Below are 26,135 nucleotides of genomic sequence, written 5' to 3' on the forward strand. Positions count from 1 at the left end.
GAGCGTAGATCGTCGGCGCGCGCTGGCCGGCGCGCGGTGTATATATCTTATGTCCCGGCGCCTGCCGGCGGGACGATTCCGCGGCCGACGAGACCGACTTTGACCAAACAACCTCGCGAGTTAGGCTCACCTCCTCCCGCCCTCCCCTCCCGAGAGGACATTCTCGCCTTCATCGCCCGCGAACGCGAGGCGATGAGTCGCGCCGGTCATGCGGGAAAAATCGGAAAGCGCGAGATCGCCCGCGCTTTCGGCGTCAAAGGCGCCGACCGCATCGGACTGAAACGGCTCCTGGCCGAGCTCGAATCGGAAGGCGCGCTGGAGCGGCGCGGCAAGCGTCTGACGCGGCCTGGCGCGCTGCCCGCCGTCGTGCTGGCCGACATTGTGGGACGCGACCATGACGGCGAGCTGATCGCCGCGCCGGCCGAATGGGATGCCGATGAGCTCGGCCCCCCTCCCCGCATCCGCATCTCCGCGCCACGCCGGCCCAAGCCCGGCGAGCCTCTGCCCGGCGTCGGCGACCGCGCGCTCGTGCGCGCCGAGCCGGATCGCGACGCCGGCCCGAATGATCCGCCCTACGCCGGCCGCGTGGTAAAACTCCTGTCCAAGGCGCGCGCGCGCGTCATCGGCGTGCTGCGCGTCGCCGCCAATGGCGTCGCGCATATCGAGCCGGTCGAAAAGAAGCAAGCCGGCCGCGAGCTCGCCATAGCGGCGGAAGATTGCGGCGAGGCGAAGGACGGCGATCTCGTCTCCGTCGACCTCGTCGGCAAGACGCGGCTCGGCGCGCCGCGCGCCCGCGTACGCGAGACGCTGGGCGCGCTCGCCACGGAAAAGGCGATCAGCATGATCGCGCTGCGCGTCCACGGCATTCCGGACGAGTTCCGCGCCGAGGCGATCGCCGAGGCCGAGGCGGCGAAAGCCGCCCGCATAGAAGCGCATCGCGAGGATTGGCGCGAGCTGCCGCTGGTCACCATCGATCCGCCCGACGCCAAGGACCATGACGACGCCGTCTTCGCCGAGCCGGATACGGCGCCGGACAATGAAGGCGGCCATATCGTCACTGTCGCCATCGCCGATGTCGCCTATTACGTCCGCCCGCATTCGGCGCTCGACAAGGATGCGCTCGAGCGCGGCAATTCGGTCTATTTCCCCGATCGCGTCGTGCCCATGCTGCCGGAACGCATCTCCAACGATCTCTGCTCGCTGAAACCGCACGAGGATCGGCCGGCGCTCGCCGTCCGCATGCGCATCACCGAGAAAGGTCACAAGCTCGACCATTCCTTCCATCGCGTGATGATGCGGTCAAAGGCCAAGCTCAATTACGCGCAGGCGCAGGAGGCGCTCGACGGACGCCCGGACGAGATTTGCGCGCCGCTGATGGAGCGCGTGCTGGAGCCGCTCTTTCGGGCCTATAAATCGGCCGATCAGGCGCGCGAATTGCGCGCGCCGCTGGAGCTGGAGCTGCCGGAACGCAAAATTCTGCTGAAAGCCGACGGAACGGTCGACCGCGTCGTCGTGCCACCGCGTCTTTCCACGCATCGCTTGATCGAGGAATTCATGATCCTCGCCAATGTGGCGGCGGCGGAAGTGCTCGAGGAGAACCGGCAGAAGCTCATCTATCGCGCGCATGACGAGCCCTCGCGCGAGAAGGTCGCCGCGCTCTCGGAATTTCTATCGACGATCGGCGTGAAGCTCGCCAAGGGCCAGGTGCTGCGGCCCTCGCATTTCAACGTCATTCTGGCGCGCGTGCGCGGCTTGGAGCACGAGAATATCGTCAATGAGATCATCCTGCGCACGCAGGCGCAGGCCGAATATACGCATGAGAACTACGGCCATTTCGGCCTCAATCTGCGTCGCTACGCGCATTTCACCTCGCCCATCCGCCGCTACGCAGATCTCGTCGTGCATCGCGCACTGATCCGCGCGCTGAATTTCGGGCCCGGCGCCATGCCGGATATTTCGGCCGGCGAGCTCGCCGAGGTGGCGGCGCGCATCTCCGGCGCCGAGCGGCGCGCCATGGCGGCCGAGCGCGAGACCGTCGATCGGCTCATCGCGGCCCATCTCGCCGCGCAGATCGGCGCACGTTTTCCGGCGCGCATCTCGGGCGTGACGCGCGCCGGGCTGTTCGTGCGGCTGCTCGACACCGGCGCAGACGGCTTCATTCCGGCGGCGACCCTCGGGCGCGAATATTTCCGCTACGACGAGGCCGGCCATGCGCTGACCAGCGGCTCGGGCGAGAGCTTCCGGCTCGGCGACATGATAGAGGCGCGGCTCGTCGAGGCGACGCCGATCGCCGGCGCGCTACGCTTCGAGGTGGCGGGCGGCGCGCGGAAATCAACGCCGATGAAGAGCGGCCGGCTCTCTGGACGCGGCCGCGTCGAGCGCGCGAAGCAGAAGCGGCGCAAATGAGACGGCCGGCGGTTTGACGAAACTTTCGCCCCGAGCGGCCTCACCAGCGGTCGCGGGGCCGTAGCGCCCGATATTTCATGCGAAGGACCGGCCGCAACGGCCGGTCGCCTCTCGCGAGGACGCGCATGAAGTGGAAAACGGCAGCCGCTATCCTTCTCGCTCTGTTCTGGACTGCCGGCGTCGCCACGGCTCAGGCGCCGTCCGCGCGGTCCATCGAGGTCGCCGCGGTGGATTTCATCCCCGCCTGGGGCGATCTCGACGGCAACATCCGCCGTCTCGCCGACGCGGTGGAACAGGTCGCGCGGCAGGGCGTGACCTTCGCCGTTTTCCCGGAGACCGCCGTCAGCGGCTATTTGTTCAGCGATCCGTCGCAGATCGCGCCCTATCTCGACACGATTCCCGGCGACACGACGAAAGCTCTGCTGCCTATCCTCGCCCGGACCGGCATGTATATGAGCGTTGGAATTGCGGAACGGGATAGGGAGACCGGCCTCCCCTACAATACGGCCGTGCTGCTCGGGCCGAAGGGCGTCATCGGAAAATATCGCAAGATCGGGCTCAATCCGCAGGATCAGAAGGTCTTTGCGCCAGGCGACACCGGCGTCGAGGTCTTCGACACGCCGATCGGCCGCATCGCGCTGCTGATCTGCTATGACGACACTTATTGGCAATATGCGCGTCTGGCGGCGTTGCGAGGGGCGGAGATCATCGCCTGGCACTCGGTCTCCGACCGCGTGATGCCGGGGACGCCCGCCGCGCAATCCAAAGGCGATCACTCTACCGTCTCCAACGTTCAATACATGAGCGCGCAGAACGGAGTGTTCGTGATCGGCGCGACCCGCAGCGGCGTCGAGACCAACCCCATCACCGGCGGCAAGCTCTATTATAATGGCGGCTCGAGCATATGGTCGCCCGAGGGGCATAGGCTCGTTCAGGCGCCCGTCGCGCCGCCGGAAGAGCTGCCGCCCGGGCTGAACGGCGTCTACAGCACGACGATCACGCCGACCGACGCCGACAAGACCCGCGCCGAGCGACTGGCCCTGCGCCGGCCGGAGCTCTACACGCCCTGGCTCGCATTGCATCGCAGTCCGGTCGACCCCAACGCCGCCAAGACACGGCGCAAGGCGACGCTGGTCGCCGCACAGTGGCCGGAGGGGCCGTCGCTGATGGACAGGACGAAACCGCCGAAAGGCTCACTGACCGTTCTTCCCGAGCTGTCCGGCCTTCCCTCCGGCCTTTCGCCCGCGGAGATAAAATCCCGCGCCGAGGAGCAAGGCGGCTCCTTCGAGCGCGCCCTCGCCGCTCTCGCCCGCGGGCACAAGGCCTATGTGGCGGGGAGCTACCCCGAGCGGGCCGGCGAGCGCGTCTTTCATACGGTCACTCTCGCCGGGCCGGACGGCGCCATTCTCGGCCGCTATCGCGCGACGCATCCGGACGCAGCGCGCAGCTGGGCGACGCCGGGCGACGAGATCGCCGTCATCGAGACGCCGCTCGGCCGCGTCGGCCTCGCCACGGCGGGGGAGCTGGCGACGCCGGAGCTCGGCGGACTCTATGGCGTGCAGAGGACCGACATTCTCGCCGCCCCGGCCGGCGCGCCCTCGCCGCTGAAGGTCGAGATCGATTCGGCGCTGTTCGGCGTTCCCGATCCGCCGACCGGCCGCGCGGATTTCTTCCCTTATGCGGCGGCCAAGCAGAATCAGCTCTGGCTGGTGAGCGGCGGGCGCCGCGCCGGCGACGCCACGGCGGCGGGAATCTACGGGCCCGAGCCGGTCGTCTCCACCCCGACTCTCACCGCCGCGCAGGGCGACGACGCAGTCCGCTATCAGACCGTGATTCCCGCGGCGGGAACCTGGATCGATCAGAGCCAGCTGATCGACGGCCAGCAAGCGCGATGGTTCGCACCGCTCACTCTACCCAATGACGACGCCTGCCTGAAACGCTGGCGCGAGGGCGGCGCCTGTCCGTCGCGGCGCTGACCCGCGCGGGCGGGCGAAACATCCGCGAATTTGGCCCGAAACGCGTCCAGAAGGGCGAATTCGGAGCGATTACGCGCCTTTGCCCGCCAGTCGCCTCGGCCTGCCTTGACAAAGACACGAGCACCCTTATGGTGCCGGCCAATTCGCAGCCGGGTTCGTGAAGGATCGGGACCGGAGCGAGAGTGTCCCCTCACGATTTCAGGACTGACGGCAATGGCCAAATCCGCCATGATCAAGATCAAGCTTCTGTCGACGGCCGACACGGGCACCTTCTACGTGACGAAGAAGAACGCCCGCACCAAGACCGAGAAGCTCGTGTTCAAGAAATACGATCCCGTCGTGCGCAAGCATGTCGAGTTCAAGGAAACCAAGATCAAGTGAGGCGAGGCGGGCCTCCCCGCCTCTTCCCTCTCAAAAACGACCCTTGAAACGAAACGAGCCCGGAACGGAAAAATCCGTTCCGGGCTCGTTTCGTTTCAAGCCGAGAGGAGAAGATTATTTCTTCTCCCTCGTCTCGCCTGCCTTCGTTTCCCCCGAAACGAAGGCGGCCGACTGGCGCTGGCTTTAAGGAGGCCACTCCAACCAACGCCAGCCGGCCAACCCCACGGACCCAGGAGATGCGGCGGACCTGAGCACTCCGTAGGGTATTCGAAGTTGTTTGCCGATACGCATCGAACACAAAGCATGTCTAGGGGTTCTTTTTCTTCTTGCCCCCCGACGCTGCCTGACGCGCATCACGTTTTGGCATGGCTGAGGTTAGCTCAGCTGCATAAAAATGCAACCTTCTGGCAAGATTTTCTACAAATTTCGAGATATAAAGGCAAAAACAGCGTGTTGTGAAGCGACCCCCGGCCGTCGGGCCGCTCTGGAGCGGCCGAGCGACGGAGTTTTCCACGCCGCCTTTGCTCGGGATCGAGCTTTGTGGCAAACCCACCCGGCCGGGGATCTTCGAAAGCGACGGGCCGCCGGCCACAAAGCAGAGCGCCAGCGCCGGCGCGGGAGGAAATATCGATGAGGATGCGAGGTCTTGGATTGGCGCTTGTGAGCGCGGCGGCCCTGGCGCTCGTCGCCTGCAGCGGCGGCCGCGAGCCAAATGACGCGATCGGCGCCAAGGTGCTGCGCAATCTGCTCTCCAAGCAGGGCGTCAACGGCAAGCTGATCTCCTTCAAAAAGACCGACGGTCGCGCGCTGAAGACGCCGAGCGCCGAAGCCTATGAGCTCTGGTACGAGGCCGAGGTGCAATTCCCGGAAGCCTTCGAGGCCAATTGCGCCGATGAGCGCGCGCGCGGCCGCTGCGCCTATCTCGGCCTCGCGCAGAGCCAGAGCTTCCAGAAGGGAGAAGTGTTGAAGGCGGAAGGCACGCTGCATTTCGTGCGATCCGACAAGGGCTGGGTCGGCGAAGACCAGAACGCCTATTAGACCGATCCGCTCCGATGGGAACGGAGCGGACTGGTCTAAATTTCTCGTTTGGAGCGAATTCTGATCGCTCGAAAGCCGCCGCGAGAGCGGCGGTCCGAGGAAGGAGCACCGTTCATCCATGATCCGTCCGCTCGTCGTCATCCCCGCCCGGATGGGCTCCTCCCGCCTTCCGGGCAAGGCGCTCGCGCCGATCGCCGGCCGGCCGATGATCCTGCATGTGCTGGAAAAGGCGCTGGCCGCCGCGATCGGCCCGGTCGCTGTCGCGACCGACTCGGACGAGATCGCACGCATCGTCGAGGCCGCCGGCGGGCGGGCCGTGATCACCAGCGGCGATCACGCCTGCGGCAGCGACCGCATCGGCGAAGCGCTCGGCGGGCTCGATCCGGCGGGCGACCATGACGTGATCGTCAATCTTCAAGGGGACCAGCCCGACATAGAGCCCGGCGCGCTCGCGGTCGCGCTGGAGCCGCTCGCGGACCTTGCGGTCGATATCGCAACGCTCGCGACCCCCGCCGGCCCGAGCGAACGCGACGATCCCAACGCCGTCAAGCTGATCGGCGCCGAGGTCGCGCCGCGTCGGATGCGTGCGCTCTATTTCACCCGCGCCCCGGCGCCCCACGGCGAGGGGCCGAACTATCACCATATCGGCGTCTACGCCTTTCGCCGCGCGGCGCTCGCGCGCTTTGCCGGCCTGCCGCCCTCCCCGCTCGAGATTCGCGAGCGGCTGGAGCAGTTGCGGGCGCTCGAGGCCGGCATGCGAATAGACGCCATGATCCTGGACAAAGCCGCCCGCGGGGTGGATACCAGCGCCGATCTTCAACGCCTGCGCGAGGCGCAGGACCAAGTCGAACGGAGCCGTCGATGAGCGTGCGGCCGAAAATCGCCTATCAGGGCGAGCCCGGCGCCAATTCTGACATCGCCTGTCGGGACGCCTATCCGGGCTATGATCCCCTGCCCTGCGCGAGCTTCGAGGACGCTTTCGCGGCGGTCACCGAAGGCGTCGCGGCGCTGGGGATGATCCCGATCGAGAATTCGATCGCCGGCCGCGTGGCGGATATTCATCATTTCCTGCCCAACGCCGGGCTCTACATCATCGGCGAATATTTTCTGCCCATCCATTTTCAGCTGATGGCGCCGCGCGGCGCGACGCGCGAGACGCTTCGCGGCGTCTATAGCCATGTGCATGCGCTCGGCCAGTGCCGCCGGATCATCCGCGAGCTCGGCCTCGTCGCCCATACGGCCGGCGACACCGCCGGCGCCGCGCGCGAAGTGGCGGAATGGGGCGACGCGACCAAGGCGGCGCTGGCGCCGCGCCTCGCCGCCTCGATCTACGGTCTCGACATTCTCGCGGAAAATGTCGAGGACGCCGCGCATAACACGACGCGCTTCGTCGTGCTGTCGAAGACGCCGCAGCGGCCGGAGCCCAATAGCGGGCCGACGATGACGAGCTTCGTCTTTCGCGTGCGCAATGTGCCGGCGGCGCTCTACAAGGCGCTCGGCGGCTTCGCCACCAATGGCGTGAACATGACCAAGCTCGAGAGCTATATGGTCGACGGCGAATTCGCGGCGACGCGCTTCCTCGCCGATGTCGACGGCCATCCGGACGAGCCGCCGCTCGCCCGCGCGCTCGATGAATTACGCTTCTTCTCCAAGGAGCTCGAGATCATCGGCGTCTATCCGGCGCACGGATTCCGCATGGAGAACAAGCGTCCGTTCGAATATGGCGATTAGTTTCAAACGCTAGGTAATCTTGCGAGCCTCGAATGGCGCGTCTCACCCTGCCCCTCGAGGGGGAGTTGAAAAACGCGATCTCTCGCGCGTCTCCAGCCTTCGCCCAATTCCCTGGTTTCAGATGGGAGAGAATCCATGGCCGCAGCCTATGACAAGGACAATGTGTTCGCCAAAATCCTGCGCGGAGAAATCCCTGCGCATAAGGTCTATGAGGACGATGTCGCACTCGCCATGATGGACATCATGCCGCGCGCCGAGGGCCATGTGCTGGTGATCCCCAAGGTTCCCGCACGCGGTCTCTTGGACATAGACCCGGCCGCGCTCTCCGCGCTCGTCACCCGCGTGCAGCATGTCGCCAAGGCCGCCAAGGACGCTTTTTCGGCCGACGGTCTGACCTTGCAGCAATTCAACGAGAGCGCCGGCGGACAGGTGATCTTCCACCTGCATTTCCACATTCTGCCGCGCTTCGAGGGCGTCGCCCTGCGCCCGCCGGGAACCATGGCCGATGGCGAGAAGCTGAAGGCGCAGGCCGAGAAGATTAAAGCCGCGCTCGGCCCGTTCAAAGGCTGAATCGCGTCATCCGAGGACCAGCGCGGCGAAGCGCCGGCTGGCGAAATGGGCGAAGCGCTCGATAGGCTGGAAAAGCACGGCAGCGACGATCGAGAGAAGGATCGTCGCCGCCGAAATCGCCAAGGCGAGCGGCAAAGTGAGCCTATCGCCGACAAAGGCGATCGCCGCCGACGTCGCCGTCACGATCACCACATAATGAATGAGATAGAGCGGGAAAGAGATTTTCGCTAGAAAGCGCGACAGGGCGTTTTCCGCGAGGAAGTCCGATAGCCCACGCGAGCGCAGCGCCAGAGCGACGACCGCCACGGCGAGGATCACATGCACATGGGCGACGGCGCCCGCCGTCATCGACCAGGCGGCGAGCACGTAGAGCGCCGCAGCGACGGCGATTTTCGCCGCGAGCGAATCTAGGAAGCCGAGACGCCCCGGCGCCGGCGCGTTCAACGCGCCCGTGAATTTCGCCTTTCCGATCAGCGCGCCGAAGAGAAAGGCAGCGAGGTAGGGAAAGAGCAGCATGAGAAAAGAAGCGCCGATGGCGATCGAGCGCTCGGGCCGCTTCATCGCCGGATAGCAGGAGAGCAGCAGGAAGAGCGCCAGCGAGCCGACCATTTCCCAGGGCATGGTCCATAGGAAAGGCAGCACCGGCCCCCATTCGGCGGGCTTGGTGTAGACGTTGCTGAGCGACCATTTCAGCGCTTGCGCAAAGCTCAGCCCCGTCTCGCCGGCGATGGCGGAAAGGCCCGGCGCGAATTGCCTGGCCTCCGCAAGCCGCGCAAAGCCGAAGCGCTCCGCGAGAATGAGGAGGAGAACCGTCGCGACGATCGGCGTCGTCAGGCGGATGTAGCGTCGCAGAGCCGCGGAGAGGATATATTCGCCGCCGCCGCCCGCGAAGAAGGGCGCGCTCAGCGCCGCGCCGGAGACGACGAAGAAGACGCTCACATCGAGCGGGCCGTCGACGAGTCCCGCTGTCGAAGAATTGCGGAGAATAGCAAAATTCTCGCCGAAAATCTGCCACGTCGAATGGAAGAGCAGCACGGAGAAAGCCGCCCAGCCACGCAATCCGTCGAGCTCGCGAAGCCGCAGACGCGTGGGCGTAGCCTCGGCTCGGACGCGAGTGGACGAGGAATAGGCGAGAACGTCGCCCGAACCCTGGAGAGTGTCCGACATGAGCTTTCCCGCCGCTGTTTCGGTCGATTCGGCAGGTTAGAGACGGCTGTCGCAGCCAGCAATGACTTTGCCGTTTCATGTATGACGTTTTTCTGCAATGTGTTTAACAGCTCGGGCGTGGCGACAATGCGGCGACGTTTCAGGCGCGCCCGAAAACTCTTCTGAGCTCGACCTTGGCCTGCTCCAATATGCGGCGACGCTCCGCCGGCAGGCCGCCGCCGGCGCGATTGATATAGAAATTCAGCATGGACATTGCGGATCGGAAGGGCGCGCTCTTGCGGCGCAGGCTCGACTCCGCCGATTGCTTCAGCGAGCGCGCGATGGCGCGCGGATCGTCGAGCGTGAAGACCTCCAGCTCGAGGTCCAGCGCATTGCTCTTGCGCCCGACCTCGGCCGACCAATAGGACGTTTTTTGTCCGCTCACGCGGCGCGCGCGCTCTGGCAATGATGGCCGCCGGGCTGCGAGACGCCGCGCAGCGCGGCGCCGCTGAGGCCGGCGTCGCGGTCCATGGCGAGATCGGCGAGCGAGACGATGCCGACGAGGCGCTTGCGGCGATCGAGCACGGGCAGACGGCGCAATTGCTGCTCGGCCATGTTCTGCGCGACGTCCTCGACGTCGTGATCCACATAGCAATAGCGAACGTCACGCGTCATGACGTCGCGAATCTTGGTCTCGGCGCCCTTGCCGGCGGCTATTGCGCGCAATGCGATGTCGCGGTCGCTGACCATGCCGACGAGGCGGTCGTTCTCGCCGACAGGCAGAAGGCCGACGTCGAGATCGGCCATGCGTCGCGCCGCGTCGCGAATCGTCTGATCGGGTTCGACGAGACAGACTTCGCGCGTCATGATGTCTTGAACTTTCATCACTCGCCTCCTTGTGTTCACCGGAGGAAACGGGCGGGCCCGGCGAAGGTTCCGCGGCTATCAGCGCGCCAGCAGCGCGATCGCGAGGCCGCAGGCGAGCGCCAGCGCCGAAGCGGCGGCGACGCGAAAGCCGATGCCCGAGCCGCCGATCCACCAGGTCAGCGCCGCCTTGGCGAGCGTGTTGACGGCGACGGCGAGGCCGATCGCCGCCGCTGCGACATCGAGCGCGAGCGTCGCGCGATCGAGCCGCGCCACCGACAAAGTGATGGGATCGACGTCGACGAGACCCGAGATCGCCGCCACCGCGAGCACGCCGGCGCCGCCGGCCATGCGCGTCGCCAGCCGCGCCAGGACCGCGATGACGGTGAGCAGCGCGCCGAATTCGAGCACGGCCCCGAGATCGAGCGGATTCTTCGGCGCGAAGCCCGCGCCGGAGGGGACGGCGGCGGCGCTGCGCATGAAGAAAGCCGCGAAGAGGAGCATCACGGCCCCGCCAGCGGCGAAAGGCGGCGCGAGCGCGCCGAGCAGCTCGGCGTCGATCAAAGTGACGACGGCCAGCACGCGGAACACCATAGTGGCGTTGGCGAAGAGCGCGCCTGCGGCGAAGAGCGACGCAGCGCCGCCCTGCTCGCGAGAAAGGCGCGCCATCGTCATCGTCGCCGCGGTGGAGGAGACGAGACCGCCCGCGATCCCCGTCAGCGCCACGCCGCGCGCGCCGCCCGTCGCTTTCATGACGACATAGCCGAGAAAGGAAATGACCGCGATCAGCACGGTCATCAGCCAGATCTCATGCGGATTGACCGCCTGCCAGGGATCGACGGCGCGGTCTGGCAGCAGCGGCAGCAGAATGACCGTCATGGCGGCGAGCGTCAGGCCGGAGCGCAGCTCCTCCCAGCTCAGGCGCCGCAGCCAGCCATGGGCGGCGGACTTCAGCGCCAGCAATCCCGCCGTGGCGACGCCGGCCGCCGCCGCAGCCTCGACATCGCCCACGACAGCGAAGGCGCCGAGCGCGAAGGCCAGCATCGACGCGACGACCGTCGTCGCGCCGAAGGTGGCGTCGTGAACGATCTCGCGATAGCGAAACAGGCTGATCGCAGCGGCGAAGACCGCGAAGGCGAGGCCGAGCGACACGGCGCCGCCTATGCCTGTCTGATTGGAGATCGCGCCCCAGACGGCGCCGAGCAGCGCCGCCAGCGCATGGGTGCGGAAGCCGGCGGCGCGCTCGCCCTCCTCGTCCTCGCGCGCTTGCCAACCGCGCTCGAGGCCGATCAGCAGGCCGATCGCCAGCGCCACCGTCATGCGGCGGAACAATTCGGTCGTCTCCATGCGCCGGCCTTTCGAGAAACAGCACCGTCGAAATTATAGCCTCGCTCCGGCGAACATGCGCAACGCCGCCGGCGAGACGCCTTGTCGCAGATCGAAATAGCCGGGCCATGGATCGGCGCGTAGCGCGGCGAGGCGGCGCTCCACCTTGTCCAGACAATAGAAATCGGCGCGCTCGATCCGGGCGAGTTCCTCCCACGAGACGGGCGTCGCCACTGCGGGCGTCTCCCGCGCGCGCGGCGAGAAAGGCGCGACCGCGCTTGCGCCGCGCTCATTGCGTCGATAGTCGATGTAGATTCGGCCGACGCGTCGCGCCTTGGTCGCCATAGCGGTGAAGCGTCCCGGATCATCCGCCGAAAGACGCGTCGCCACGCCTTTCGCAAAAGCCGTGAAGGTCGGCCAATCGAGCGCCGCGTCGAGCGGGGCGACGACATGCATTCCCTTGCCGCCGGTAAGCAGCGCGAAGCTCGCGAGCCCCGCCGCCTCGAGCAGAGCGCGGAAATCGCGGGCGGCGCGCTTCACCTCGTCGAAGGAGACGGAAGGGTCCGGATCGAGATCGAAGACGAGGCGATCGGGGCGCTCGAGAGCGTCGACATGGACGCCCCGAATGTGCAGCTCCAGCGCGTCCATCTGCGCCGCGCCTTCGAGGCCGGAGACATCGTCGATGACGAGAAATTCTTCGGTCCCGATCAGCGCCGGACGCAGGCCGGGCGGCAGGCCGCGCCGATGATGGCGCTGGAAGAAGCAGCCTTGCGCGGCGCCATTGGGACAGCGCAGCAGCGACAGAGGGCGCGCCGCTATATGCGGCAGAGCGAAAGGCGCGACGCGGCGCCAATAGTCGACGAGCCGCTGCTTGGTGACATGGACAGCGGCCGGATAGAGCGGCTTGTCCGGATTGGTGAGACGGATCATCCCCCGCCTCCGGGCGTGCGCCGCGGGTCACTGTTTTTCGCTCCACTCTTCACCTCGCGCGCGGGCTTGTCCTCGCGCAAGCCGACGAAAACCGGATGACGCAGCAGCCCCTCCTTCGTGCGCTCCGTATAATCGATCTCGACCACGAGTCGTGGCGCGACATAATGCGCCTGACGCGCGATCTCCGCAGGCAGAGCCACAAAAGGCGACGTCTTGCGTGTGAGCCCACGCAACGCTGCGCCGATCTCAGCGAGATCGCCATCGGAAAAGCCGGCGCCGACGCGGCCACGATAATGCAAAGCGCCATCGACGAATTCGCCGAGCAGCAGAGAGGCGAAGTCGCGGCCCTTCTTCGTCGAAGGGCGATAGCCGCCGACGACGAATTCGTCGCGGCCGAGACATTTGACCTTGATCCAGGCGCGCGTGCGCCGCGAGAGATAGGGCCGATCGATACGCTTGGAGACCACGCCCTCCAGCCCCATGCGCCTGCATTCGGCGAGAAAGCGCGCGCCGGCGCCGATCACATGGCCGCTATAGCGTATGGCGGAAGGCGCCTCCTCCAATAGCGCGGCGAGGCGGGCCTTGCGCTCGATCAGCGGCTCTCGCGAAATGTCCTTTCCGTCCAGCTCCAGCAGATCGAAGGCGTAGAAGACGAGCGCGCGCGGGCGCTTCTCCAGCATCTTCTGCAGCAGGCCGAAATCGCTACGGCCGTTTTCGTCCAGCGCGACGATCTCGCCGTCGAGCAGCGCGCTTCGCATCGGCAATTGCGCGGCGGCTTCGGCGACGCCCGAGAATTTCTTCGTCCAATCGAGGCCGGAGCGCGTAGAAACGCGGCTTCGGCCGCCAGATGTCGCGACGAGCGCGCGATAGCCGTCGAATTTGATCTCATGCAGCCAATCATCGCCAGCGGGCGGCTCGGCGGCCTGCGTCGCGAGCTGCGGCGCGCGGAATTTCGGCAAAGGCGGCGGGCGGGCGGCTTTGCCTTCCGCGATCTCCTCGAAGCTGCGGCCGGTCGCGACGCTGCGCATCCATTCATGCGTCGGATCGAGATCGGCCTCGGCTCGCCCATCCTTCATTTTGACGAGCAGCCAATTGTCCTTCGTCTCGCCGCGCCGGCGGGGCAAGCGCACGAGCGCAAAACCGCCTCGGAGCCGCTCGCCTTCCAGCGTGAATTCGAGACGCCCCTCCTCGAGGCCGCGGCGCGGATCACCCTTGGGCGTCCAGCGCCCGCGATCCCACAGCATCACCTCTCCGCCGCCATATTGGCCCTTGGGGATCGTCCCCTCGAAACGCCCATAGTCGAGCGGATGATCCTCCGTGCGCACGGCGAGGCGCTTATCGGCGGGATCGAGGCTGGGGCCGCGCGTGACGGCCCAGCTTTTCAGCACGCCGTCGAGCTCGAGACGAAAATCGAAATGCAGCCGACGCGCGCGATGCTTCTGCACGACATAGGCGCCCTGCTCCTTCGTCGGCGCGTCGCCTTCGGGCTCGGTCGTGCGGCGGAAGTCGCGCTTGGCCCGATAGGCCGCGAGCGTCTCGCTCCTCATTGCGCTCCCCCGCGCCGGTCAGGCGCGCTTTTTGGCCGCTCCCGTCTTGGTCTCGCTCGTCTTCTTGGCCGGCTTGGCGGCGGGCGAAGCGGCGGCGCGCGCCTTGCCGCGCGCGGGTCGCGGCGCGCTCTCGCCGACGCTACGCTTCAGAGCCTCGATCAGATCGATGACCTTGCCAGGGCCGCGACGCTCCTCCTCGCCCGTGGTGACGATCGCGTGGCCTTCGCGCTTGCGCTCGACCAGCGCGCGCAGCGCCTCGGCGTAGGAATCCTTGAACGCCTTGGGATCGAAGGGCGCGGTCTTGCGCTCGATGAGCTCTGTCGCCAGCGCGACCATTTCGGGGTCGCTCTCGCCTTCGCCGATCTCGGCGAAATAGGGCTCATAGCCGCGAAGCTCATTGGCGTAGCGCAAAGTCTCGACGAGCAGGCCCTTGCCGAGCGGCGTCACCGCGACGATGCTCTCACGTCCGCGCATGGTGAGACGGCCTATGCCGATCTTATCCGCACGGCGCAGCGCCTCGTGTATCACGGCATAGCCCTCGGTCGAGACATCGCCCTCCGGCGCGAGATAATAGGGCTTGTCGAAATAGCGCGGATCGATCTCCTCGCGTCCGACGAATTGCACCAGCTCGATCGCCTTGCCGCTGTCGAGCTTGATCTCGTCGAGCTCGTCCGGCTCCAGCACGACATAAGAATCGTCGCCGATCTCGAAGCCTTTGACGATATCGGCGGAGTCGATCGGACCGACGCCGGGCACGACCTTCTCATAGCGCACGCGCTTGCCCGAGGGCTTGTGGATCTGATGCAGCGCCATGGTCTGGGCGCTCGACGTCGCCGCATAGAGCTCGACGCCGATAGAGACGAGAGAGAGCCGCAGATAGCCCTGCCAATAAGCGCGCGCGCGAGGAGCCATGAGGGGAGACCTTTGTTCGTTCTCCCTTTCATCTAGCGCCGCGTCGCGCGCGGACGATGGCGGCGTTGAGCTCGCCGCCATAGATGAAGATGACGCCAGAGAAATAGAGGAAGACGAGCGCGATCATCGCCGAGGCGAGGCCCGCGTAAGTGAGCGCATAGCGATCCGAGAAGGCCGCGAGATAGCGGCCGAAGGCGGCGCCGGCGACGAGCCACAGCAAAAGCGTCGCCAACACGCCCGGCGCTATGTCGCGAAAGCGCCGCCGCCCCGCCGGCAGCCAAATGTGAATGGCCAAGAGCGTGAGCGCCAGAATCAGAGTGGCGAGGCCGTAGCGCGCCAGCGTCACCATCGTCTCGAAGGGCTCGAACCAGTCGAGATAGCGCGCCGCCGCATCGGTGATGAGCGGGCCGAGCACGACCAGAACCGAGAGCGCGAGCAGAGCCACGGCGCTGCCGACCACATAGAGGATCGACTCGAGCCGCAGCAGCCACCAGCTGCGCGTCTCTTCCGTCTCATAGGCGCGATTGAGGCCGATGCGCAGGCTCTCGAGGCCGCTGGAGGCGAAATAGACGGCAAAGAGCGCGCCGAAGGTGAGCGTGCCGCCCCGCGGCGTCGTCGCGACGCGCCGGATTTCCCCTGCGATGGGCTCCGCGACCTCGGGCGGCCAGGCGTCGAGCAGCAGCCGGCCGGCCTCGTCGGCGAGGCTCTTGGAGCCGATGAGGCCGGCGAGCGCCGTCACCACGATGAGAAAGGGAAACAGCGACATCAGCGTCGACAGGGCGATATGGCTCGCTATTGCGAAGCCGTCGCGTTCGACGAAATGCAGAAAGGCGTCGAGCGGAATGCGCAATAGCGCGGGCAGGCGCTCGGCCCGCGGGGCCAGCGGCCCGAGGGCGCGCCGGAAAACGTCTTTCTCGACTTCGTCCAAGGCGCTGCTTCCCCGCGCTGTCCGCCCGAGGGAATATAGCGCCGCGCGGCGCCGGATGGGCAGCAACTTTCGCCGCCCGACGACGTTGACGACAATATGCGGCGGCGACGCTCCCGCGCCGTCGCCGCCAGCTTCCTCAGACGCCGCGACGCAGCACGCCGCCGACGAGGGCGACGATGAAGAGCACGACGGCCACCCAGAACAATATGCGCGCGGCCTCCACCGCCGTGCCGGCGACGCCGCCGAAGCCGAAGAAGGCCGCAATCAGACCGACCACCAAAAAGACGATGGCCCAGCGCAGAAGATCACTCATCTCTTTCTCCCCTGATCGAGGATCGACCAGGGATAACGTCGGCGCGTCGATCCGGTTTCCGTCCCTGAGGGCGCGCAGATGAGCCTCGGCCACAGAACGCAGTCCAGCCTTCGCTCGGAACGCAGCTTCACCCTGAACTTCGGCCCGGTGCATCCGGCCGCGCATGGCGTGCTGCGGCTGGTGCTGGAGCTCGACGGCGAGGTCGTCTCCCATGTCGATCCGCATGTCGGCTTCCTGCATCGCGGCACCGAGAAGCTCATAGAGGATAAGACCTATCTGCAGGCCCTGCCCTATTTCGACCGGCTCGATTATGTCGCGCCGATCAATCAAGAGCACGCCTTCTGCCTCGCCGCCGAGCGCCTGCTCGGCCTCGAGATTCCAAAGCGCGCGCAACTCATACGCGTCCTCTATTGCGAGATCGGACGGCTGCTCTCGCATCTGCTCAACATCACGACGCAGGCCTCCGATTGCGGCGCGCTGACGCCCAATCTCTGGGGCTTCGAGGAGCGCGAGAAACTGATGGGCTTCTATGAGCGCGCATCCGGCGCGCGCATGCACGCCTGCTATTTCCGCATCGGCGGCGTGCATCAGGATCTTCCCACCGCGCTCCTCGACGATATCGAGGCTTTTTGCGCACCCTTCCTCGCGGTCTGCGACGATCTCGAAGGGCTGCTCACCGACAATCGCATCTTCAAGCAGCGCAACGCCGACATAGGCGTGGTGACGCTGGAGGAGGCCTGGAGTCTCGGCTTTTCCGGCGTGTTCCTGCGGGCCTGCGGCGCGCAATGGGACTTACGCAAGGCGCAGCCCTACGAATGCTACGAGGAGCTGGATTTCGCCATTCCGGTCGGGCGCCACGGCGATTGCTACGATCGCTATTGCGTGCGCATGGCCGAGATGCGCCAGTCCGCGCATCTGATGCGGCAGTGCGTCGCCCTGCTGCGCGCGCCGGAAGGCCGCACCCCGATCGCCGTCGACGATCACAAAGTCACACCGCCGGCGCGCGGCGTCATGAAGCGCTCGATGGAGGCGACGATCGAGCATTTCAAACTCTTCAGCGAAGGGATTCACGTTCCGCCGGGCGAAGTCTACGCCGCCGTGGAGGCGCCCAAGGGCGAGTTCGGCGTCTATCTCGTCGCCGACGGATCGAACCGCCCCTATCGCTGCAAGATCCGTGCGCCCTCTTTCGCTCATCTCGCGGCGACGGACCGTCTCTCGACGGGCCATATGCTCGCCGATGTCGCGGCCATAGTCGGCTCGCTCGATATCGTGTTCGGCGAGATCGATCGCTAGACGCGTCTCGATTTTTTCGGTGGGAGCGAATTTTGGTCGCTCGTCGAAAGGAGGCTCCAAATGCCGACGACGCTCGCAGAAAAGACCTGCACACCCTGCCGCGGCGGCGTTCCGCCCCTGGAGCGCGCCGAGGCCGAGGCGTTGCTCGCACAGGCGCCGGACTGGGCGCTGCTCGACGAGGCGCGCCGCATAGAGCGCGGCTTCCGCTTCGGCAATTTCCGCGAGGCGGCGGAATTCGTGCGGCAAATCGGCGAATTGGCCGAGGCGGAGGGCCATCATCCCGACATCGCCTTCGGCTGGGGCTATGCGACGATCTCGCTGCAGACGAAGAAGATCAGAGGTTTGCACGAGAACGACGTCATCATGGCGACAAAGATCGACCGCATCTTCTCGCACTGGCGCGGTCTGCCGGCGGGCCGCATGTGACGATGCAGGAGACGCGCGACGCCTTTTCAAACGCTCCCCGCTCTAGTAGACGTCCGTGACGCGGTCCCGGTAGCTCAGCAGGATAGAGCAACGGTTTCCTAATTCGAGGGTCTTGAAACGGAAAGGCGATTCGGATCATAAGCTTAAGCGCCGTCCGGCTCGGCCGAGCACCGGATAGGCACCGAGAACGAGGCAGATTGTCCCGGTAGCTCAGCAGGATAGAGCACAGGTTTCCTAAACCTGGGGTCAGGGGTTCGACTCCCTTCCGGGACGCCATAATCCTCGTTCGCTCTCCTCAGAGACCGCTCCTTTTCCGTGGGAACCGCTGTAATGCATATGCTTGAGAGCCTGCCTCTCGGTATCCTGAGCTTATGGGGCTCGGTCGCATTCTGATTCGGCTGGCCGCCGTTGCAACAAAGGTAACGCTACGATCCGGCACCCGAACGACCTGGACTAGAGTATGGGCGAGAGAACAAAGATAGAAGGGTGCAAGCATGCCAGCCGATGCGGCAAATTTGTTCGACAACTCATCGTTGTTTCCCGATGAAACCCTCCCCGGAAAGCCTCGCGCCAATTCGAATCTCGGGCTCACGTTCCGTGACAGCAAGAGATTACCGGTTCACGGCTGGTATCCTTACGTCGAGGGGTTCTCAGCACGTTACATCGAAGATCTTGTGCGTGCGCATAACAGCGACGGCATCGTGTATGACCCATTCGGAGGGAGCGGGACGGTAAACTTGATTTCATCTCTTATGGGCGTTCCGAGCGCATTCTCGGAAGCTAACCCCTTCATGCGTTTCGTTGCCGAAACGAAAGTGAATGCTCGCCATATTGCACGTCTCCGGTTCGCTGAATTTGAGCGATGCGCCTCCGCTTTTAGAACCTGGGCCTACAGTCCAGATTTTCATCGTTCGGTGCGCGAACAGAGCCTTTCCGACTATTTCACAGCTTTCGAGGGCAGAGACTTCTTTGCGGAAAAGGACATCCGCGAACTCCAGGTGCTGCGTGACGCAGCGCGCGTGATCGGTTCCGACAACGCAGCTTTTCGTGACCTGTTACTGCTCGCGGTTGCCTCAGTGACTGTAGCCTGCTCTCACATGACTCGACGCGCCGACCTGCGACGACGCAGAGTGGACGAATACAAAGGGCGCGTTGTAGATGTTCGCGGCGCAGTTATAGAAAAACTCGCTTCGATCGAGCGAGACATACGTGTCACGCCCGCCCACTATGCGCCAGCTCTTTTCGCTTCCGCAGATTGTCGTCAATCGGTCGAGCAACTACGTGGCGAAGCGGGACTGATCCTCACGTCACCCCCTTATCTGAATGGCACCAGCTACATTCGTAACACCAAACTTGAGCTTTGGTTGACCGGCTTCATTCGTTCTGAACGCGAGCTTTCCCAGCTCAATAAGACATGCATGGTTTGCGGCATCAGCAATGTTGTCAAAGGACGCCCGGCCGAGCACCGATTTGGCGCTGTAGAGGCGGTCGCTATCGAGCTCGATCGGGTCAGCCCCGACCTACGCATTCCAGAGCTGGTGAGGGGCTACTTTTCGGACATGCTCTCGATGTTTCGAAACTGTGCTTCCTATCTCCGGCCCGGAGGCCGGCTGGTGCTGGACATCGGGGACTCTCAATTCTACGGCATACACGTCCCAACAGATATTCTCCTGGGCGAAGTGGCGAGTGCGGCGGGCCTTCGTCTGATCGAAGAGAGGCTACTCGCGCGGCGTCACTCTCGGGACAAAACGCCACTCAAGCAGGTGGAGTTAACGTTCGCCAATGCTCACTGAGTGCAGACTACCACTGGAGCAAAGGGCGGTTGCCTTCCAATCAACTCTTCCGCACACAAAAGCTCCCTTTAGCAGCCGAGCGTGGGGACACGGTCTCCACTCGCTTTCCTCCTACCAAGGCAAGCTTAAGCCTGCACTTGCCCACTGGTTACTTCGACAGTTCACGGGCTCGGGCGATCGTGTCTTGGACCCATTGGGCGGGGTCGGAACGGTAGCATTCGAGGCTGGTCTCCTCGGACGTCCCGCCTTCACCTGCGACTTGAGCCCATTCGCTTCGACAGTTGCCCGCGCAAAAGTCGCGCCTCCAGCCTCCTCGGACCTTGAATCTGAGATGGAGGTGTTCGCCGATGAATTGGCGAGTGTGAAGCTGACAACAGAAGATTACATGGCTGCAGAGTTTGGGCTGAATGCTCAAGTGCATGATTATTACCACCGGGATACCTTGGAGGAGGTGCTCAAAGCTCGGCGGATTCTCGCCAGCTCGGAACTCTCAGCCTCGCGAAACTTCATCAAGGCCTGCCTCCTGCATATACTGCACGGTAATCGACCCTATGCACTGTCGCGTATATCGCATCCAATTACACCGTTCAGTCCCACAGGACCGTTTCAATATCGATCGCTGCTGGAGAGATTAAGCGTTCGATGCGAGCGACTCATGGCCCTTGAACGGCCGCAGGGATTTATCCAAGGCAAGTCATGGCACGCAGATTTTCGTGAGCTTCCCAAGCTTCTGCCTCAGCAGGTTGACGCAATCATCTGCTCGCCACCATTTCCGGGAATGAGGTTCGACCGGCCTAACTGGCTGCGAATGTGGTTCTGTGGCTGGATGGAAAACGACTTTCATCATACCAGCCGTAAATTTCTGGAGCGTCAACAAGGAACGAACTTTGAAGTCTACCAGGAATTTTTTGCTGTCTGCAGCGAAGTTACAGCAGCAGGGGGGCCGGTAATCCTCCACGTCGGCGGCTCCAAGGGATACGAAATGGCAACGCGACTAGCCTCAATTGGCTCACGTTATTTGCATCATCGCGCGACCATTTCGGAAAATGTGGAACACGTCGAAAAACACGGTATTAGGGATAAGGGCACGACGAGCACCCATATCTTGCTACTCTTCGAGCGCTTCTAGTATAGCATCGATCTCGACATCAGCCGGCACTGTGCTCGCGGGCCTTTCCGCAGCCGCTTTTCGCGTCCGCTCGTACACGATGCGATTTGCATCCAACAACTCGACCCATAGATCAACGTCGGGTCGAATTTCCCGCACCTTCCGGGCAATAGCGTTGAATGCTCGCGGGTCACACTTGTTCGCAAATCCCCCGATGTCCTTACGAATCCGCAGTAGTTGCGGCTCGCAGACCGCCCGAGCCTGAAGGTCGTGAAGGGATAGACCGGTGATTCTCGACAAGTGCCTAAGTTGGGCCAGCGTATAAAAGTCGACTGGAAACTTGTCCTTCTTATGATTGTTGTGTTCGGCGCACAGGCACGTGGCATATTCATCAATCGGCCATAGGTAGGCCAAGGGACGAGTATGATCCAGCTCAACCTCTTTCAATGTCAATGGCTTTTCGCAATAAAAGCAGCGCCGCCCGAAGCGCTCCCATACGATGCTTTTCAGACCTCTGCCCTCTCGCTCCTTAATGGACTGCAAAATTTCCGGCTCCCGCAAGAGCAATCGGCGTTCGCGTGTGATGATCGAACTCTCATTGAGCTGATCGACAGTTCGTAGAGGGTTAAATGAATCGTTGATCCGCCACTTCTTGCAGGCGCGGCATTCGTTCTGATGGCCACTGACCTTCGCGTTGTGCTTATGAAAACTCAAGCGTCCTGCTTGACCCGGTCCCACGGGTAACGAGGCCACGGAGAATAAGGAGGACTGACCATGGCCAACTACGTCGTCTACGCGCACAAGCCGCACCTCCGCAGGGCGGACCGCCGCAACGCAATCTTCGTGCAGGCCGCCGACGCCGCCGCCGCGCAAGCGGTGGCCGAGGCACTCGTCGGCGCTAATCCCGGCGCACTCGCGGACTGGGCCGTGCTCGACCTCGCGTCGGCGCCCGACTTCGTCGTTCGCGGGCATGAGCCCACGCGTGGCACCTCGGGAGAGGTCCTATGATCGAGATGAATGAGCAAGAGGAGGAAAAAGTCAGCGTCCTGCACCGGTCGCTGCTGCCGCTGCCGAGCGGCGACGAGACGATCCGGTGCGAGGCCTGGCCGAAGGAGATAAGGGGCAAGTCGCCGTGGTCCTACTGCAAGAGTCGCCTGGCCGCCAGGGCTAGAATCGACACCCTGTTCGAGGCCTACATGATGCTCGTCCTGCCGCAGGCCCTGGCCGACGAGTATTCGCGATCCAACGATCCCGACCTCTTTCGGGGGCGGCCCGAGGTCTATGCGTTCACAGAAGACGTCGAATGGGAGACGTTGGGGTTCCTCCTCGTTCTCGGATATCGGCCGCGGCCGGAGGGCGGCTTCGGGCGACGCTTCCAATGGAAGGAGGACTTTGACGCATTGTGCGGACAGCTCGACGTCCGGCAGCCGTGAAGCCTCAGACTGGTCGCGCGACATAGGATCAGAAGAAAGGTCGTCGGTGGTGTAGATTGCCGGCGACCTCTGCCATTTGTATACGCAGGTCAAATCAGCGACGAAGCTCCGCAATCGATTTGACCGAGCCATCAGTTGCCCGGAATTTCCAGTTGCCATTCCATACGTTCTCCACTCCGGCCGCGATCGAAGAGTTCAACTGGTTGAGCGTCGGAAACCGTTTGCCGTTGTCCTTGCGAATCCATGCTCCGCCATGAGACTGCGCGACATACTCTCGACGCTTGTAGAAGCGAAAAATCTCGAAGCCCTCTGGGAAGTTGACGCCGTTCCGATCGTCATGGACCCCGCCGCCAGAAGGCGATTCTGTTAGATTCTGAGTTTCCTTGGAAGAAAGCTCGCATCCGAGTAGCCGTCGCAGAATAGCATCTTCGGTTTCTTCTCCCGCAGCCCTGTTGGCCCAGATGGCTGCAAAAACCTCAGTCGAAATATTCACCGAACGGGACATAGCCATTCTCCATTCTCCGATCTGCTTATCTAAGCAAATAGTGCTATTTGCTGTCAAGGCGAGTTTTCGCTCTCGCTCCCTTCTCTCCTACTGCGAGCGTGATGAGTGAGCGGGCACTAGCTAAAATTCTTCGTTGAGCAGGCTGAGCCGTCGCGTCGGCGACGAAGTCCGCTTGATCAAGGCGCAAACCCAGAGCCTGTCATCAATTGAGCCCGATGACGGCCGCGGCGAGGTGGACGGCGGCGAGGAAATTCCGGGCCGTCTTGTCGTAGCGAGTGGCGATGGCTCGAAACTGCTTGAGCTTACAGAAGAAAATTTCGATCAGGCTGCGGGCTTTGTAGAGGTCTTTGTCGTAGGAGCGCGGCTCTTTGCGGTTGGTCTTTGATGGAATGACGGGTTCTATTTCGACGTCGCGCAAAGGTTGAATCACTCGTTCGTCGGCGTCGTAAGCCTTGTCGGCGAGCAGCGCCTCGACCTCGAGCCCCGGCAAAAGCGCGTCGGCGCCCAAGAGATCATGCGCCTGTCCGGGCGTGAGATGAATGCCGGTCGGATTGCCGAGCGCGTCGACCGTGGCATGAATTTTCGTGCTCAATCCGCCTTTGCTGCGGCCGATCGCTTGGTCTTCGCCACCTTTTTTTTTGCGCGCCGGCGCTGTGCTGATGCGCGCGCACGATCGTCGTGTCGATCATGGCGTATTCATTGTCGGCGTCTTGCGCCAAATGCTCGAAAACCCGCGCCCAAACGCCGGCCTTGGCCCAGCGGCTGAAACACGTGTGCACGACACGAAAATCGCCGAAGCGCTCCGGTAAATCGCGCCGGCGCGATAGCGATACAGCACCGCCTCGACGAAAAGCCGGTTTCCTTGGCGGTCACGCCGACCGTTCCCGCGCGCCCGGGAAGCAAATTCTCGATGCGCTGCCATTGATCATTGCGCAAGGCGTGACGTCGCACCATCGGTCGGCCCCTCCGATGCGGCCGACTGCCTATGAATCACGCAAACTCAATCTTGGGAATCCGCAGGCCTATCCGCAGGGCGCCTTACCCAATTGATGACAGGCTCAGGGCGCAAACCCAGCAACATCGCATATCCCCTAGCGTTGATTCGGCTTCAAAGGGCTGCCGCCCTCCTCTTCCGCCCTGCGGCCTGCCTTAAACGCGAGTCTCTTGAAGTTTGAGGTCCGCAATGCGATGTTCCAGCAATAAGCTGGGAGGACATTGTGCGGCGGCACGCCAAGCAGGATCGCGAAGATAAATATGCGAGCCGAAGAGATTATCAGCAGATTCTCGAGAGTGCCGGGAATAGGCTACAGGGAACCGCGCCATTAAAGGTAATCCGAGTTGCTGCCCAATTAGAGCCAAAAGAGCCTGGCGCAGTCGCAGGATTCGGGGGCTTTATTCTGACGCCTCACAGCACCGGACTAAAGTTGCGTGTTCGTGTGGAAGGGGCAGTATTTGATCGTCAGTTGCATAGCGGACCATCGTGGTCGCGATTTGGGCTTGGCTTTTCAATCAATGAGCATGCAAGAATTGAAGCTGAGTTGGAATTCGGCGTGCCACAGGAGTTTGTCGACATTTGGGGTCTTGCCATTGGCATAGCTGAATTTCCCAATGGAACGACTCGCAACGCGCCCATTCTACCCGATTTAAATCTCTCTCACCTGCTACCCGAAACGCTCTATCTCGACCATGGGTCCAACGTTGTTCGCCTTCCTGACGACGTTGCCTCGAACGTTGGTGGCGGCTCACGTATTGAGCTGAAGAAGTGTTCGTATTGCGGCCGATTACGAACGCGTCGAGGTCGGCCCCGACCGCCTCCTGCGCCCGGCGGTCCAGCGCCGACTTGATCGCGCGGACCAGGTTGGCGTGCCCACGCTCGAAGGCCGTGTCGGCGTGCGCCGCCTCCTCCGCCGTGCGCTCGATCTCCATGAGCGCGGCCGTCACGTCGCGGAACTCGGCGCCGACGAGAACCGCAGCGAGGGCCTGGGAGCTGAATGGGCGATCGCCAGCGTCCATGCGGTTGACGCGGGAGACGAGCGCAGCGCCCATCTCGCGGTCGCCGGTCGACGCCGCGAGCGCGGCGAGGCTGGCGAGCTCGGTCGGGCCGCTGTGCTCGATCTGCTGCATGAGGCGGGAACGCCGTTCCGAGCCGAGGCCCTCGCGGATGAGCATCTGGACCGCCGACGCGTAATGCTGCCTTGCCCCCGCGACCTCGTGGGCCAGCCTGCCGGCTTCGCGGACGCGGGCGAGGCGCTCGTCGGCGCTCTCCCGCTTTATCTGCGTCCGGAAGGTGGAGACCGCCCGTCCGACAATCAAAGCTTGCTGACTGGGGTGAAGGTCCGCCAGGGTGCGCTCCACGTCCCTCTGACGCTGCGCCACCTTGGCCGACAAGTTGTCGAGCAGCCGCGTCTGCCGCTCGCGGTTCTCTCTTGCCCGGGTCAGCGCCAACTTGATGTCCGTCACGGACACCCACTTGGCCCCGATGGTGGGCGCGATCTTTTTCGTCGCCACGCTCTCTCTCCTCGCTCTCGGCGTCTCGCTTCGGCGGGAGAGAATCGGGCGCGGCCTCAGGCCGTCTCGTTCGTCCACGCCATCGCGTTACGGACGCGCCCATCGGCGCACCCTGACCCGACCAGGATGCGCCGATGTCGCCGAGTGTCGGACCATCGTTCGCTCCCGGCGGAACTCCCTCGGATATTTTTGGACCGACGCCTTCCCAACGAGAGCCGGACGAAATGGGTTGACGGGCACCAGGAAGTCCCGAGGCGCCCGCGCCCTTCGCGCGGGAAGTGGGTTGAACGACGGCGCGGAACCCCACGCCCAGACGCCGTCGACCAAAGGCCGAGCAACTAAGTAGCCCGCGCGCATCAGCTTCTCGCTCAGCACCCGCGTCACTAGGTCTTCGACCAGCGAGAGGTCGTGCCGCAGCGCGCAGTCCAGCGCATCCACGTGCGCCGCGATCACGCCTGAAAGATGCGCCATCTCGATGGATAGCCCCCGCGCGGATCGACCACCTCGGCCACGGCCTGCGTGACGATATCGATGTCGTCCTTCGTCACCACTGTGTGCGGGTGGCTGTGCTCCAGCGCGGCTTCGTCGTGTAGTCAAGCGTCGGCCCTCTCCTCCGACTTCGTCGCAAGAGCGACCTGATGCTCCCCCATGCGCGCGCGAGCTGTTCCTCGCGGGGAAGCCCGTGACACAGCACACCCACCCCCTTCACGCGGGAAGTAGGTTGAACGACGGCGCGCCCGGCGATGGCCTAGTTCGTGGCGAAGCCCCGCGACCTCACGGGTTATCGCCGACATTCGACCGGCTCGCCGCCTGGTGCTCGCCGGCCATCGCTTCCCAGAGCCGCTCGGGGAACGGCCGCAGTGACCAGAACTGCGCGCCGGTCGGCGCGCCGCACCAGGCGACGAGCGCGGCGGCGCCGCCGGCCGCAGCGACCGCCCGCGGAGCGGTCCTCTTGAGCGCCCGCACGAGCGCATCCGCGGCCGCCAGGTCGCGCAGCATCG

At 64.2% G+C, this 26,135-nt stretch carries 26 protein-coding genes, 1 tRNA gene and 1 pseudogene; 14 read left to right on the plus strand and 14 right to left on the minus strand.

Annotation, left to right across the window (positions count from 1 at the left end; all coding sequences use genetic code 11):
- The first annotated feature begins 99 nt into the window (after positions 1–99).
- The 7 genes from rnr (at position 100) to IY145_RS21095 (ending at position 8,102) form a co-directional block, all read left to right on the plus strand.
- On the plus strand, positions 100–2,406 hold the full coding sequence (gene rnr, locus IY145_RS21065) for a ribonuclease R (RefSeq protein WP_196409989.1): 2,307 nt from the start codon (positions 100–102) through the stop codon (positions 2,404–2,406).
- 125 nt (positions 2,407–2,531) lie between these two features.
- Complete coding sequence (locus IY145_RS21070) at positions 2,532–4,382, plus strand: carbon-nitrogen hydrolase family protein (RefSeq protein WP_196409990.1); 1,851 nt, start codon at positions 2,532–2,534, stop codon at positions 4,380–4,382.
- Positions 4,383–4,595: 213 nt separating this feature from the next.
- Complete coding sequence (gene rpmG, locus IY145_RS21075; protein WP_003612885.1) at positions 4,596–4,763, plus strand: 50S ribosomal protein L33; 168 nt, start codon at positions 4,596–4,598, stop codon at positions 4,761–4,763.
- 660 nt (positions 4,764–5,423) lie between these two features.
- Positions 5,424–5,801 (plus strand): hypothetical protein, encoded by a 378-nt coding sequence (locus tag IY145_RS21080; RefSeq protein WP_312030644.1) that lies wholly within the window; start codon positions 5,424–5,426, stop codon positions 5,799–5,801.
- Positions 5,802–5,919: 118 nt separating this feature from the next.
- On the plus strand, positions 5,920–6,666 hold the full coding sequence (locus IY145_RS21085; protein WP_196409992.1) for a 3-deoxy-manno-octulosonate cytidylyltransferase: 747 nt from the start codon (positions 5,920–5,922) through the stop codon (positions 6,664–6,666).
- Entirely contained in the window at positions 6,663–7,532 is an 870-nt protein-coding gene (locus IY145_RS21090; RefSeq protein ID WP_210332705.1) for a prephenate dehydratase, read from the plus strand. Before IY145_RS21085 ends, IY145_RS21090 begins: the two co-directional genes overlap by 4 nt.
- A gap of 135 nt (positions 7,533–7,667) precedes the next feature.
- The gene (locus IY145_RS21095; protein ID WP_196409993.1) at positions 7,668–8,102 is read left to right on the plus strand and encodes an HIT family protein; all 435 of its coding nucleotides are present in this window, start codon (positions 7,668–7,670) and stop codon (positions 8,100–8,102) included.
- A 6-nt stretch (positions 8,103–8,108) separates the two neighbouring features.
- On the opposite strand, the gene IY145_RS21100 is transcribed toward IY145_RS21095, so the two are convergent.
- The 9 genes from IY145_RS21100 to IY145_RS21140 all read right to left on the minus strand — a co-directional run bounded on the left by IY145_RS21100 (position 8,109) and on the right by IY145_RS21140 (position 16,068).
- Positions 8,109–9,269, minus strand: a complete 1,161-nt coding sequence (locus IY145_RS21100) for an acyltransferase family protein (RefSeq protein ID WP_196409994.1) — start codon at positions 9,267–9,269, stop codon at positions 8,109–8,111.
- Between the two features lie 139 nt (positions 9,270–9,408).
- Positions 9,409–9,693, minus strand: coding sequence for a DUF3175 domain-containing protein (locus tag IY145_RS21105; RefSeq protein WP_312030621.1), 285 nt, complete (start codon positions 9,691–9,693; stop codon positions 9,409–9,411).
- Positions 9,690–10,133, minus strand: coding sequence for a CBS domain-containing protein (locus IY145_RS21110; protein ID WP_196409996.1), 444 nt, complete (start codon positions 10,131–10,133; stop codon positions 9,690–9,692). Before IY145_RS21110 ends, IY145_RS21105 begins: the two co-directional genes overlap by 4 nt.
- A 60-nt stretch (positions 10,134–10,193) precedes the next feature.
- Positions 10,194–11,459 carry an MgtC/SapB family protein gene (locus IY145_RS21115; protein ID WP_196409997.1) on the minus strand — a complete coding sequence of 422 codons (1,266 nt, stop codon included), beginning with the start codon at positions 11,457–11,459 and terminating at the stop codon, positions 10,194–10,196.
- Positions 11,460–11,492: 33 nt separating this feature from the next.
- A complete protein-coding gene (gene ligD / locus IY145_RS21120; RefSeq protein ID WP_196409998.1) occupies positions 11,493–12,368 on the minus strand; it encodes a non-homologous end-joining DNA ligase in 876 nt (291 codons plus the stop codon).
- Positions 12,365–13,915 carry a non-homologous end-joining DNA ligase gene (gene ligD / locus IY145_RS21125; protein WP_196409999.1) on the minus strand — a complete coding sequence of 517 codons (1,551 nt, stop codon included), beginning with the start codon at positions 13,913–13,915 and terminating at the stop codon, positions 12,365–12,367. Before ligD (IY145_RS21125) ends, ligD (IY145_RS21120) begins: the two co-directional genes overlap by 4 nt.
- A gap of 18 nt (positions 13,916–13,933) precedes the next feature.
- On the minus strand, positions 13,934–14,827 hold the full coding sequence (locus tag IY145_RS21130) for a Ku protein (protein WP_196410000.1): 894 nt from the start codon (positions 14,825–14,827) through the stop codon (positions 13,934–13,936).
- A 28-nt stretch (positions 14,828–14,855) separates the two neighbouring features.
- Positions 14,856–15,755, minus strand: coding sequence for a YihY/virulence factor BrkB family protein (locus IY145_RS21135; RefSeq protein WP_246722134.1), 900 nt, complete (start codon positions 15,753–15,755; stop codon positions 14,856–14,858).
- A 136-nt stretch (positions 15,756–15,891) separates the two neighbouring features.
- Complete coding sequence (locus IY145_RS21140; RefSeq protein ID WP_196410001.1) at positions 15,892–16,068, minus strand: DUF1328 domain-containing protein; 177 nt, start codon at positions 16,066–16,068, stop codon at positions 15,892–15,894.
- Between the two features lie 78 nt (positions 16,069–16,146).
- Between IY145_RS21140 and IY145_RS21145 the strand changes: the two genes are divergently transcribed.
- The 5 genes from IY145_RS21145 to IY145_RS21165 all read left to right on the plus strand — a co-directional run bounded on the left by IY145_RS21145 (position 16,147) and on the right by IY145_RS21165 (position 20,709).
- Positions 16,147–17,361 (plus strand): NADH-quinone oxidoreductase subunit D, encoded by a 1,215-nt coding sequence (locus IY145_RS21145; protein ID WP_196410002.1) that lies wholly within the window; start codon positions 16,147–16,149, stop codon positions 17,359–17,361.
- A gap of 60 nt (positions 17,362–17,421) precedes the next feature.
- Positions 17,422–17,787, plus strand: a complete 366-nt coding sequence (locus IY145_RS21150) for a 4a-hydroxytetrahydrobiopterin dehydratase (protein ID WP_196410003.1) — start codon at positions 17,422–17,424, stop codon at positions 17,785–17,787.
- A gap of 199 nt (positions 17,788–17,986) precedes the next feature.
- Positions 17,987–18,063 (plus strand) — tRNA-Arg (locus IY145_RS21155).
- A gap of 218 nt (positions 18,064–18,281) precedes the next feature.
- A complete protein-coding gene (locus IY145_RS21160) occupies positions 18,282–19,580 on the plus strand; it encodes a hypothetical protein (protein WP_210332707.1) in 1,299 nt (432 codons plus the stop codon).
- Positions 19,581–19,911: 331 nt separating this feature from the next.
- Positions 19,912–20,709, plus strand: a complete 798-nt coding sequence (locus IY145_RS21165) for a class I SAM-dependent methyltransferase (protein ID WP_196410004.1) — start codon at positions 19,912–19,914, stop codon at positions 20,707–20,709.
- Here IY145_RS21165 and IY145_RS21170 read toward each other — a convergent pair.
- Positions 20,689–21,402, minus strand: a complete 714-nt coding sequence (locus tag IY145_RS21170) for an HNH endonuclease (RefSeq protein WP_196410005.1) — start codon at positions 21,400–21,402, stop codon at positions 20,689–20,691. The genes IY145_RS21165 and IY145_RS21170 overlap by 21 nt on opposite strands.
- A gap of 60 nt (positions 21,403–21,462) precedes the next feature.
- Between IY145_RS21170 and IY145_RS21175 the strand changes: the two genes are divergently transcribed.
- Together IY145_RS21175 and IY145_RS21180 are read left to right on the plus strand one after the other, a co-directional pair.
- A complete protein-coding gene (locus IY145_RS21175; RefSeq protein ID WP_196410006.1) occupies positions 21,463–21,696 on the plus strand; it encodes a hypothetical protein in 234 nt (77 codons plus the stop codon).
- On the plus strand, positions 21,693–22,121 hold the full coding sequence (locus tag IY145_RS21180; protein WP_246722135.1) for a hypothetical protein: 429 nt from the start codon (positions 21,693–21,695) through the stop codon (positions 22,119–22,121). Before IY145_RS21175 ends, IY145_RS21180 begins: the two co-directional genes overlap by 4 nt.
- A gap of 94 nt (positions 22,122–22,215) precedes the next feature.
- Here IY145_RS21180 and IY145_RS21185 read toward each other — a convergent pair whose 3' ends face one another.
- From IY145_RS21185 to IY145_RS21200, 4 genes and pseudogenes are all read right to left on the minus strand, one after another.
- Positions 22,216–22,626: a hypothetical protein gene (locus IY145_RS21185; RefSeq protein ID WP_196410007.1), complete on the minus strand. Its 411-nt coding sequence runs from the start codon at positions 22,624–22,626 to the stop codon at positions 22,216–22,218.
- 202 nt (positions 22,627–22,828) lie between these two features.
- Positions 22,829–23,577 (minus strand): annotated as a pseudogene (locus tag IY145_RS21190) (IS5 family transposase).
- A 558-nt stretch (positions 23,578–24,135) separates the two neighbouring features.
- Positions 24,136–25,134 carry a hypothetical protein gene (locus IY145_RS21195; protein WP_196410008.1) on the minus strand — a complete coding sequence of 333 codons (999 nt, stop codon included), beginning with the start codon at positions 25,132–25,134 and terminating at the stop codon, positions 24,136–24,138.
- Between the two features lie 774 nt (positions 25,135–25,908).
- Positions 25,909–26,133 (minus strand): hypothetical protein, encoded by a 225-nt coding sequence (locus IY145_RS21200; protein WP_196410009.1) that lies wholly within the window; start codon positions 26,131–26,133, stop codon positions 25,909–25,911.
- Positions 26,134–26,135 lie beyond the last annotated feature (2 nt).

This window comes from Methylosinus sp. H3A (assembly GCF_015709455.1).
Lineage (GTDB): Bacteria > Pseudomonadota > Alphaproteobacteria > Rhizobiales > Beijerinckiaceae > Methylosinus.

Excerpts from the sequence above, each read along its gene's own strand:
- IY145_RS21070 (WP_196409990.1), top strand. The coding sequence starts at position 2,532 with ATGAAGTGGAAAACGGCAGCCGCTATCCTTCTCGCTCTGTTCTGGACT.
- rpmG (WP_003612885.1), top strand. The coding sequence starts at position 4,596 with ATGGCCAAATCCGCCATGATCAAGATCAAGCTTCTGTCGACGGCCGAC.
- IY145_RS21085 (WP_196409992.1), top strand. The coding sequence starts at position 5,920 with ATGATCCGTCCGCTCGTCGTCATCCCCGCCCGGATGGGCTCCTCCCGC.
- IY145_RS21090 (WP_210332705.1), top strand. The coding sequence starts at position 6,663 with ATGAGCGTGCGGCCGAAAATCGCCTATCAGGGCGAGCCCGGCGCCAAT.
- IY145_RS21095 (WP_196409993.1), top strand. The coding sequence starts at position 7,668 with ATGGCCGCAGCCTATGACAAGGACAATGTGTTCGCCAAAATCCTGCGC.
- IY145_RS21100 (WP_196409994.1), bottom strand. The coding sequence starts at position 9,269 with ATGTCGGACACTCTCCAGGGTTCGGGCGACGTTCTCGCCTATTCCTCG.
- IY145_RS21110 (WP_196409996.1), bottom strand. The coding sequence starts at position 10,133 with ATGAAAGTTCAAGACATCATGACGCGCGAAGTCTGTCTCGTCGAACCC.
- IY145_RS21115 (WP_196409997.1), bottom strand. The coding sequence starts at position 11,459 with ATGGAGACGACCGAATTGTTCCGCCGCATGACGGTGGCGCTGGCGATC.
- ligD (WP_196409998.1), bottom strand. The coding sequence starts at position 12,368 with ATGATCCGTCTCACCAATCCGGACAAGCCGCTCTATCCGGCCGCTGTC.
- ligD (WP_196409999.1), bottom strand. The coding sequence starts at position 13,915 with ATGAGGAGCGAGACGCTCGCGGCCTATCGGGCCAAGCGCGACTTCCGC.
- IY145_RS21130 (WP_196410000.1), bottom strand. The coding sequence starts at position 14,827 with ATGGCTCCTCGCGCGCGCGCTTATTGGCAGGGCTATCTGCGGCTCTCT.
- IY145_RS21140 (WP_196410001.1), bottom strand. The coding sequence starts at position 16,068 with ATGAGTGATCTTCTGCGCTGGGCCATCGTCTTTTTGGTGGTCGGTCTG.
- IY145_RS21145 (WP_196410002.1), top strand. The coding sequence starts at position 16,147 with ATGAGCCTCGGCCACAGAACGCAGTCCAGCCTTCGCTCGGAACGCAGC.
- IY145_RS21150 (WP_196410003.1), top strand. The coding sequence starts at position 17,422 with ATGCCGACGACGCTCGCAGAAAAGACCTGCACACCCTGCCGCGGCGGC.
- IY145_RS21160 (WP_210332707.1), top strand. The coding sequence starts at position 18,282 with ATGCCAGCCGATGCGGCAAATTTGTTCGACAACTCATCGTTGTTTCCC.
- IY145_RS21165 (WP_196410004.1), top strand. The coding sequence starts at position 19,912 with ATGGAGGTGTTCGCCGATGAATTGGCGAGTGTGAAGCTGACAACAGAA.
- IY145_RS21175 (WP_196410006.1), top strand. The coding sequence starts at position 21,463 with ATGGCCAACTACGTCGTCTACGCGCACAAGCCGCACCTCCGCAGGGCG.
- IY145_RS21180 (WP_246722135.1), top strand. The coding sequence starts at position 21,693 with ATGATCGAGATGAATGAGCAAGAGGAGGAAAAAGTCAGCGTCCTGCAC.
- IY145_RS21185 (WP_196410007.1), bottom strand. The coding sequence starts at position 22,626 with ATGTCCCGTTCGGTGAATATTTCGACTGAGGTTTTTGCAGCCATCTGG.
- IY145_RS21200 (WP_196410009.1), bottom strand. The coding sequence starts at position 26,133 with ATGCTGCGCGACCTGGCGGCCGCGGATGCGCTCGTGCGGGCGCTCAAG.